Source organism: Nostoc sp. DedQUE07 (assembly GCF_034530975.2).
Lineage (GTDB): Bacteria > Cyanobacteriota > Cyanobacteriia > Cyanobacteriales > Nostocaceae > Nostoc.
In genome coordinates this window covers 19741-29468 of the sequence record NZ_JAVRCC020000042.1, presented here as the reverse complement: position 1 = coordinate 29468, position 9728 = coordinate 19741, and the positions used below count along the sequence as shown (strand labels likewise).

Below are 9728 nucleotides of genomic sequence, written 5' to 3'. Positions count from 1 at the left end.
AGTTAGTCATTGCAGGATAAAATTATGAAAATTCAAACTGTCGGTGTTGTCGGAGCAGGTGTGATGGGAATTGGGTTAGCTCAAAGCCTCGCCCAGAGCGGTCATCACGTAATATTAGTAGATATTTGCGAAGAGATTTTGTCAGATGCTAACAAACAAATCAGAAATAATATCCGTTTTCAAGGTTTTTTCAATAAAAATGAAAAAGTAGACAATCCTGATACCACTCTTCAAAGAATTAAATTTTCTACAAATTATAAATTTTTTGAAGATACAGAATTTGTGATTGAAAATGTCACCGAAAAGTGGGATATTAAAGAGGGAGTATACGCACAGCTTGATGCGATTTGTCCAGAACAAACTATATTTGCAGCTAATACATCTGCTATTCCCATTACTCGCATTGCTTCATTAACTAAGCGTGCTGATAAAGTGATTGGTATGCATTTCATGAACCCGGTTCCCATGAAGCCGATGGTTGAAATGATTCGCGGGTATCACACATCCGATGAAACAATCTCAATAGCGAAAGAATTACTGGCTCAGATGGGTAAAGAAAGCATCCTCGTCAATGATGCGCCAGGTTTTGTTTCTAACCGAGTTCTCATGTTGATGATTAATGAAGCAATTTTCTTGCTACAAGACCAAGTTGCTTCAGTGGAAGAAGTAGATAGAATTTTTAAAAGTTGTTTTGGGCACAAGATGGGCCCTCTAGAAACTGCTGATTTAATTGGATTGGATACGATTCTTTTTTCTATCGAAGTTTTGTATGAAAGTTTCAACGACAGCAAATATAGACCTTGTCAATTACTAAAAAAAATGGTAAATGCCGGGTTATTTGGTCGCAAGAGTGGGCAAGGTTTTTATACTTACAATGGAGCAATTTGAAATTGGATATGAAAACAAAGTCCTTAGCCATTCTGAAAATCAAGGCAAATTGAAAAATGTCAGAAATACAAGTAAAAATTAGAGAATTTTTATCCCGATTTTTCCGAAATCATGATTTGCAGTTAGATGAAGATATCTTTGCCCTTGGTTTTGTCAATTCAATGTTTGCTATGCAACTTGTCTTATTTATAGAACAAGCGTTTCAAATTACTATTGACAACGAAGACCTGGAACTTGATAACTTCAGAACTATAAATTCTATGACTCGTTTAGTTGAACGGAAAACAACTTTAGTCGCATAAATCATGAATAAATATAAAAATTACCATCCTTTCTACCAAATAAGTAATCATCATGAAAATTGAGTTGACATCTCAACAAAAAGATGATAAATCTAAGTTTAGAGGTTTCGTAAACGAAGAAATTATACCTCATGCAAATTCCTTCGATCGAGATGAGTGTACCTCTTCAAAAGTTATAGAAAAGTTTGCTCATCAAGGATATTTGGGTGCAATATTACCTGAAGAATTTGGTGGCAAAAGTATGGATATCATCACCTATGGTCTTCTTAATGAAGAAATTGGACGAGGATGTTCTTCTTTACGGAGTTTGCTCACAGTTCACAGTATGGTTTCTTATGCTCTTTGTCGATGGGGTAGTAAGTCTCAAAAAGAGTATTGGCTGCCAAAATTATCATCCGGTGAAGTTATAGCTGCTTTCGCCTTAAGTGAACCTAACGTAGGTAGCGATGCCAAAAGTATAGAAACCACAGCAACACTTTCTGGTGACTCTTATGTTTTAAATGGAAATAAAAAATGGATTACCTACGGACAAATTGCAGATGTATTTTTGGTATTTGCCCAATGTTCGGGTAAACCTTCTGCTTTTTTAGTTGAAAAGAATAGTCCAGGATTTTCAATACAACCTATTTCTGGAATATTAGGTGTTCGGGCTTCAATGCTTGCTCAATTAAACTTTCTAGATTGTCGAATTCCTAAAGAAAACCTGGTAGGCAGATTGGGTTTTGGTTTCTCTTATATAGCTTCTTCTGCATTAGATTATGGAAGATATAGTGTGGCATGGGGTTCTGTAGGTATTGCTCAAGCCTGCCTAGAAGACTGCATTCATTACACGAGTGAACGAAAACAGTTTGATGTTTATTTGAAAGAACACCAATTAATTCAGCAAATGATTACCGACATGATAGTCAATGTGAAAGCAGCAAGATTACTATGCTATCAAGCTGGCTATCTCAAAGAAATTGGCGATCCCAATTCCATTACAGAGACTTCAATCGCCAAATATTTTGCATCTACAACAGCAACTAAAGTCGCAAATGATGCCGTACAAATTCACGGGGCTAATGGTTGTACTAATGAATATTCGGTTGCTAGATATTTCCGAGATGCCAAAATTATGGAAATCATTGAAGGAAGTACACAAATACAACAGATTACCATCGCTGATTACGGTTATCAGGAGTACATATCAAAACCTGTTTCCACTGCCAATTCTCAAAACTTACTGGCAATAATGTGAGAATATGATTAGCACAAACACTGAAATCTCAAGCGATCGACAAGTCGATAAAAAAACTATCAAATGCGTAGTTTGGGATTTAGATAACACGCTTTGGGATGGTGTTTTATTAGAGGATGACTGTGTTTACCTGTTCCCCGATGTAATCGATATTATCAAAACATTAGATAGTCGAGGTATTTTGCAGTCTATTGCCAGTAAAAATGACTATGCCAAAGCAATGGAAAAAATCCAGGAGTTTGGGCTACACGAATATTTTCTCTATCCCCAAATCAATTGGAACTCAAAATCAAGTTCTATCCAAGAAATTGCTAAGTCGCTCAATATTGGTATCGATGTATTTGCTTTTATCGATGACCAGTTATTTGAACTTGAAGAAGTCAATTTCTCCCTTTCTGAAGTACATTGTATTAGTGTAACTGATTTAACGGCTCTCTTAGATAAACCAGAAATGAATCCTCGTTTTATTACAGAGGATTCAAAACTGAGAAGATTAATGTATATTAGTGATATTGAACGAAATAATTCGGAAAAAGAATTTATTGGTACTCAAGACGAATTTTTAGCTACGCTTAATATGACTTTTACTATCTCTGATGCTCAAGAAGATGATTTACAAAGAGCTGAGGAGTTAACATTAAGAACTAATCAATTAAATACAACTGGTTATACATACTCCTATGACGAATTGAATTATTTCCAAAAATCAAATCAACATAAAATCCTAATTGCTAGTTTAGAAGATAAATACGGCAGTTATGGAAAAATTGGGTTAGCTCTTGTGGAATGTGGAGAGCTTATATGGACTCTAAAACTTTTGTTGATGTCTTGTCGAGTTATGTCCAGAGGTGTGGGCACAATTATGCTAAATCATATTATGACCTTGGCTAAGAAGAATAATGTTCATTTGCGGGCTGAGTTTGTTTCAAATAATCGTAATCGAATGATGTATATATCTTATAAATTTGCAGGGTTTCAAGAAATTGATAAATGTGGAGATTTGCAGATTTTAGAAAATGATCTAACCCAAATACAGCCTATCCCTGAGTATATAAAGGTCAAAGTTATAGATTAAAAAGCATTGCTAGTTCTCGTAGTTTGACAGGGGGGATTATGGAAACAAGAAAAGATGAAATTTTAAAACGACGGTCAAAGCTTTCACTCGCTCAACAGGCGCTTCTCACAAAGCGATTGCGCGGTGAAGTTGACTCTCGCTCTCAATTAGAAGTTATTCCAAAACGTTCTCAAATAAGTCCTGCTCCCCTATCCTTTGCCCAGCAACGGCTGTGGTTTCTTCAACAGTTAGATATCGACAATCCTTACTACAGCGAACTAGCGTGTGTACAGTTGTTAGGTGCGCTTAACGTAGATGCGTTAGAGCGAAGTCTCAATGAGATTGTGCGGCGTCATGAAGCGTTACGTACTACTTTTGAGATGCTTGAGGAAGAAGCAATTCAAATTATTCATCCTGCTGTAACTGTGACGCTGCCAGTGGTGAATTTGCTCTCGATGTCAGAAGCGAAACGGCAAGCACAAGTTGAACGGTTAACAACAGAGATAGCTCAAAAACCTTTTAATTTAGTGACTGGCCCGTTGCTGCGAGTCATGTTGCTACAAACAGGTGCCGAAGAATACTTGCTGCTATTCACAATCCACCACATTGCCGTTGATGGTTGGTCTATAGGAGTGCTGATTCGTGAATTAGCAGGACTCTATGAAGCCTTTTCCATCGGCAAAGCATCTCCCCTGCCTGATATCTCTATTCAATACGCAGACTTTGCTATTTGGCAGCGTCAGTGGTTACAAGGGGAATTACAAAAGACGCAACTTGATTATTGGAAGCAACAGTTGGCAGATGCTTCAACTTTAGCTTTGCCCACAGATCGCCCACGACCCCCAATTCAAAGCTTTCGAGGCGCAATTGCTTCTTTTGAGCTATCAGCGAGCCTAACAGATATGCTCAGATCCCTGAGCAATCAGGAAGGAGTAACCTTGTTTATGACGCTACTGGGAGCATTTCAAGCTTTACTGTACCGTTATACAGGGCAAGAAGATATCTGCGTTGGCTCCCCAATTGCTAACCGCAACCAAGCTGAAATTCAAGGGCTGATTGGTTTTTTTGTCAATACCCTGGTGCTGCGGACTCATCTTTCTGGTAATACAAGTTTTTTAGAATTGTTGAATAAAGTGCGCGAGGTATGCGTGGGTGCATACGCTCATGCAGATATACCTTTCGAGCAATTAGTGGAAGAACTTCAGCCAGATAGAAATCTCAGTCAGATGCCCTTGTTTCAGGTAATGTTTGCTTGGCAGGAAGACACTCAAAAGGAACTGACACTACCTGGTTTGACTCTGAATTGGCTCCCAATGTACGGCCAGACTGCCAAATTTGATTTAACCCTGCACATAGTGAATGCAGAGTCAGAATTGAAGGGGTGCTTAGAATACAATACCGACTTATTTGATGCTGAAACCATTACTCGGATAGTAAAGCATTTTTCTACTTTGCTAGAGGGGATTGTTGCAAATCCACAAGCAAGATTATCTGACTTACCACTATTGACGGCTGAAGAGTTACATCAGCAGCTAGTGGAGTGGAATAACACTCAGGTTGAATATCCTGAACAACAATGTATTCATCAGTTGTTTGAAGCGCAAGTAGAACACACACCTGATGCTGTAGCAGTAGTATTTGAAGATGAGCAATTAACCTACTGCGAACTGAATGCTAAAGCAAATCAACTAGCGCACTATCTGAAAAAGCTGGGAGTGAAGCCAGAGATATTAGTTGGGATTTGTGTGGAGCGATCGCTCTCTACGATCGTCGCATTATTAGGTATCCTGAAAGCTGGTGGTGCATACGTACCTATAGACCCAGCCTATCCACCAGAACGCATAGCATTTATACTAGAAGATGCCCAAGCGCCAGTATTGCTGACTACTGCGTTGCTCCTAGAGGCAATGCCCCAAAACAAAGCTAAAGTCGTTTGTTTAGATACTGATTGGCATCTAGTAGCCCAACAAAGCCAAGAAAATTTATTCTCTGAAGTAATTACTGACAACCTAGCTTATGTCATCTATACCTCTGGTTCAACGGGCAGACCAAAAGGTGTAATGATTAAACACGCTAGCACAGTTGCAATGCTCGATTGGGCAAACAAAACCTTTGCAATTGAAGCTATGCAAGGTGTTTTAGCATCAACCTCAATTTGCTTCGACCTTTCGGTGTTCGAGGTGTTTGTTCCTCTGTGTTGCGGTGGCAAGGTAATTTTAATCGAGAACGCACTATATTTACCAACTTTGCCAACAGATCAAAATGTAACCTTAATAAATACTGTCCCAAGTGTAATTTCACAGTTATTAAGAACTGATAGCATTCCAACTTCAGTACAGACGATCAATGTAGCAGGTGAACCACTTCATAATCAAATCGTACAACAACTTTATCAGCAGGATAATATACAACAGGTTTTTAACCTATATGGCCCTTCTGAAGATACAACTTATTCAACATCTGCCTGGATACACAAAGATACTAACAACATTCCACCTATTGGTCGTCCGATTCACAACACGCAGATTTATTTATTAGATAAAAATTACCAACCTGTTCCTGTAGGCGTGCCAGGGATGTTGTATATTGGTGGTGCAGGTTTATCCCGTGGTTATCTAAACAAACCAGAACTGACTGCGGATAAATTTATTCCCAATCCCTACGCGAATCTACCAGGGGAACGTTTGTATAAAACTGGGGATTTAGGCCGCTATTTACCAAGTGGAGAGATAGAATACATTGGTCGCATTGACTATCAAGTAAAAATACGTGGTTTTCGCATTGAATTGGGGGAGATTGAAGCACTCATCATTAAATATCCTAAAGTCCGAGAAGCTGTAGTTACGGTTCATTCTTTGGAAACAGATTCTCAACAAATAGTTGCCTACTTAGTCCCGAACTCAGAGCAAACGCTAACGATTTCTGAATTGCGCGATTTTTTAGAGGCAAAGTTGCCAAATTACATGGTGCCAACAGCTTTTGTCATCTTGGAGATGTTACCATTAACACCTAATGGCAAGATTGACCGTAAAGCACTCAAAGCACCTGATACAAGAAGACCTGAAGACAAAGAACTACTAGCCCCTCGTAATTTCGTAGAAACCAAGCTGGCTGAAATTTGGGCAGCAGTACTTGGTGTAGATAAAGTGGGTATTTTCGATAACTTTTTTGAGTTAGGTGGGGATTCGATCCTTGCCATTGTAGTTATCACCAAAGCCAAACAAGCTGGTCTACAACTGGCAGTTAAACAGTTATTTCAACATCAAACAGTTGCTGGTTTGGCAAGTGTGGCAGTTGCGAAAAAGGTAAAACAAGCTGAACAAGGACTGATTACAGGTTTAGCTTCTCTGACACCAATACAATACTGGTTTTTTGAACAGAACCTACTCGAACCCCACCACTGGAATCAAGCAGTCTTACTAGAAGTTAAACAAGTTCTTGACCTAGCTGTATTAGAAAAATCCGTACAGCAACTACTGTTACACCATGATGCTCTCCGCTTACGCTTTGAACAAACAGAGTCTAGCTGGCAACAGGTTATAGCCAGCCCTGATGTAGAAGTCCCCTGGACACACTTGGATTTCTCTGCCCTATCAGCAAGCGAACAAGAATTAGCCATCGAAACAGCTGCTACCAAATTACAAGCCAGTCTTAATCTCTCAACAGGCCCATTGATACGAGTTGCTCTGTTTGATTTAGGGCAGCAACCAAGCCATTTGCTGATAGTCATTCACCATTTAGCCGTAGATGGCGTTTCTTGGCGAATTTTACTGGAGGACTTGGAAACAGCATACCAACTGATAAGCCAAGGCAAGAAAGTGCAACTACCAGCAAAGACAACTTCGTTTAAATACTGGTCGGAATGTCTACAGGAATATGCACAATCAGCTACTCTCCAGCAACAATGGGACTATTGGCTGAGAGAGTCTTGGCAAAAAATTGCTCCTTTGCCAGTCGATTTTGCTGACGGCGACAATACAGTGGCTTCGGCTCAGAACATCTCGATTTTTTTGACTGAGGAACAGACTCAAATCTTGCTAAAAGAAGTACCAAAAGCTTACAATACACAAATTAACGATGTCTTGCTCACGGCGCTAGTACAAGCTTTTTCTCAATGGACTGGCAATAATTCCCTATTACTAGCTCTAGAAGGTCATGGGCGGGAAGAGATTTTTGATAATGTCGATTTGTCGCGCACAGTAGGTTGGTTTACATCTATTTTTCCTGTGCTGTTAGATTTGGGAAAAATCTCTCATCCCGTAGAGGCTTTGAAATCGATCAAAGAGCAACTGCGGAGCATTCCAAATAAGGGGATGGGCTATGGTGTCCTACGTTACCTTAGTAAGGATACTGCCAGAATAGAGTCACTGCGATCGCTTCCACAAGCTGAGGTGGTCTTCAATTATCTAGGTCAGTTCGATCGAACATTTTCCGACTCATCAATATTTAAAATCTCTCAAGGTTCCCAAGGACAAACACGCAGCCTTTGCAACCGCGAGGCCTATATGCTCAATATCAACGCTTTGGTAGTTAATAACCAGTTGAGAGTGGATTGGACGTACAGCGAAAAAATACATCGACGAAGCACTATTGAACGATTAGCACAAGGGTTTGTAGAAGCTTTGCAAATACTTATGACTCATTGTCATTCTCCTAAAGTCGGAGGATATACACCTTCTGACTTTCCAGAAGCAGACTTCAATCAACAAGACCTCGATCTGTTTTTAGAGAAAATCAACCGAGGGAGTAAAAATAAAACACTATGAAAGAAGATATTCAAGACATATACCCACTATCTCCAATACAGCATGGTATGCTGTTTCACGGTTTGCACACTCCAGAAATGGGACTATACCATTCACAGTTTGTCTACACTTTTAGTGGCAATCTGAACATTGCTGCTTTTAAATACGCTTGGCAGCAAGTAGCAACCCGGCACACAATCTTGCGTACCAGCTTCTATTGGGAAGAATTGGATAAACCATTACAAGTTGTGCATCAGCAAGTAGAAGTACCTGTAGAGTACCAGGATTGGCAGGAACTCGATCCATTAGAACAACAAGAGCGTTTAAAGTCTTTTCTCGACAGCGATCGCTCCCGGCGGTTTGATTTTTCCCAAGCACCTCTAATGCGTGTGGCTGTAATCCAGATTCAAGAAGATGTTTACTATCTTGTTTGGAGTAGCAACCTAATCATTCTCGATGGTTGGTCATATCCATTGGTATTAAATGATGTGATTGAAATTTATGAAGCATATTGTCGGGGTCAAGATGCACCCTTAGTAGACGGCAGTTGTTTTAAAGACTACATCAAATGGTTGAAACAGCAGGATTTATCCAAAGCAGAGGAATTTTGGCGACAGCAACTCAATGAAGTAAAAGAGCCTACTCCCTTAACTAACCTATACTCAAACAACTTGTCCAATCTAGAAGAACGCTATGAGGATATACAAATCAGTCTATCGGAAGCAACTACAAGAAATCTAGATTCATTAGCAAGACAGCATCACCTGACTATGAATACAATAGTTCAGGGAGTTTGGGCCATACTCCTTAGTCGCTACAGTGGTAAAAATGATGTAACTTATGGCTGTACTACTTCTGGTCGCCCAGTAGATTTAGAGCGATCGGAGTCAATGGTAGGAGAAATGGTTAATACCTTACCAGTCCACATCAAGATAGATTTGGAGGAGTATTTATTACCTTGGCTTCAGCAATTACAAACTCAATTGATAGAAGTTCGAGAGTATGAGTATTCTCCACTGGTAGATATTCAAAAGTGCAGTAAAGTGCTGGGTAATGTGCCTTTGTTTGAAAGCTTTGTGGTGTTCGAGAACCAAAAAACAGGCAAGTTTCTGCAAGAATGGGGAAGTCTAAACATCTCTGAGCAAACTAGCTATTACAAAACAAACTATCCTTTAAATATAGTTGGGTATCCTGGCTCAGAACTGACGATTGGAATTAATTATGATTTTCGCCGTTTTGATGGGGCAACAATAATTAATATATTGGAGCATTTCAAAATATTGCTCGAAGGTATAGTAACGAATCCAAAAGTGCGTCTTCAGGAGTTATTGTTGCTTACAGAGCAAAAACCCCATATTGAATTGTTAATATTAGAAAAAGAAATGTCATTAAATTTCGATTATATCTTGAACACTTCAATAACTAATAAAGTAATTTAATATTGAAAAACTATTTTGTTATCAGTTTTAATTTTTATTTATTATAAAAAAGCTGGTTAAAAA

The 9728-nt window shown here is 39.1% G+C and carries 6 protein-coding genes; all 6 read left to right on the top strand.

What is annotated here, in order from left to right; all coding sequences use genetic code 11:
• The first annotated feature begins 24 nt into the window (after positions 1-24).
• From RMZ95_RS25455 to RMZ95_RS25430, 6 genes are read left to right on the top strand one after another with little or no spacing between them, the layout of a single operon-like run.
• A complete protein-coding gene (locus RMZ95_RS25455) occupies positions 25-888 on the top strand; it encodes a 3-hydroxyacyl-CoA dehydrogenase family protein (protein WP_322682767.1) in 864 nt (287 codons plus the stop codon).
• 56 nt (positions 889-944) lie between these two features.
• Positions 945-1190 carry an acyl carrier protein gene (locus tag RMZ95_RS25450; RefSeq protein WP_322682768.1) on the top strand — a complete coding sequence of 82 codons (246 nt, stop codon included), beginning with the start codon at positions 945-947 and terminating at the stop codon, positions 1188-1190.
• Positions 1191-1242: 52 nt separating this feature from the next.
• Positions 1243-2427, top strand: coding sequence for an acyl-CoA dehydrogenase family protein (locus tag RMZ95_RS25445; RefSeq protein WP_322682769.1), 1185 nt, complete (start codon positions 1243-1245; stop codon positions 2425-2427).
• A gap of 4 nt (positions 2428-2431) precedes the next feature.
• Positions 2432-3502, top strand: a complete 1071-nt coding sequence (locus tag RMZ95_RS25440) for an HAD-IIIC family phosphatase (protein WP_322682770.1) — start codon at positions 2432-2434, stop codon at positions 3500-3502.
• A gap of 38 nt (positions 3503-3540) precedes the next feature.
• Positions 3541-8247 (top strand): non-ribosomal peptide synthetase, encoded by a 4707-nt coding sequence (locus RMZ95_RS25435; protein WP_322682771.1) that lies wholly within the window; start codon positions 3541-3543, stop codon positions 8245-8247.
• Complete coding sequence (locus RMZ95_RS25430) at positions 8244-9665, top strand: condensation domain-containing protein (protein WP_322682772.1); 1422 nt, start codon at positions 8244-8246, stop codon at positions 9663-9665. Before RMZ95_RS25435 ends, RMZ95_RS25430 begins: the two co-directional genes overlap by 4 nt.
• The last annotated feature ends 63 nt before the right edge of the window (positions 9666-9728 follow it).

Excerpts from the sequence above, each read along its gene's own strand:
- RMZ95_RS25455 (WP_322682767.1), top strand. The coding sequence starts at position 25 with ATGAAAATTCAAACTGTCGGTGTTGTCGGAGCAGGTGTGATGGGAATT.
- RMZ95_RS25450 (WP_322682768.1), top strand. The coding sequence starts at position 945 with ATGTCAGAAATACAAGTAAAAATTAGAGAATTTTTATCCCGATTTTTC.
- RMZ95_RS25445 (WP_322682769.1), top strand. The coding sequence starts at position 1,243 with ATGAAAATTGAGTTGACATCTCAACAAAAAGATGATAAATCTAAGTTT.
- RMZ95_RS25440 (WP_322682770.1), top strand. The coding sequence starts at position 2,432 with ATGATTAGCACAAACACTGAAATCTCAAGCGATCGACAAGTCGATAAA.
- RMZ95_RS25435 (WP_322682771.1), top strand. The coding sequence starts at position 3,541 with ATGGAAACAAGAAAAGATGAAATTTTAAAACGACGGTCAAAGCTTTCA.
- RMZ95_RS25430 (WP_322682772.1), top strand. The coding sequence starts at position 8,244 with ATGAAAGAAGATATTCAAGACATATACCCACTATCTCCAATACAGCAT.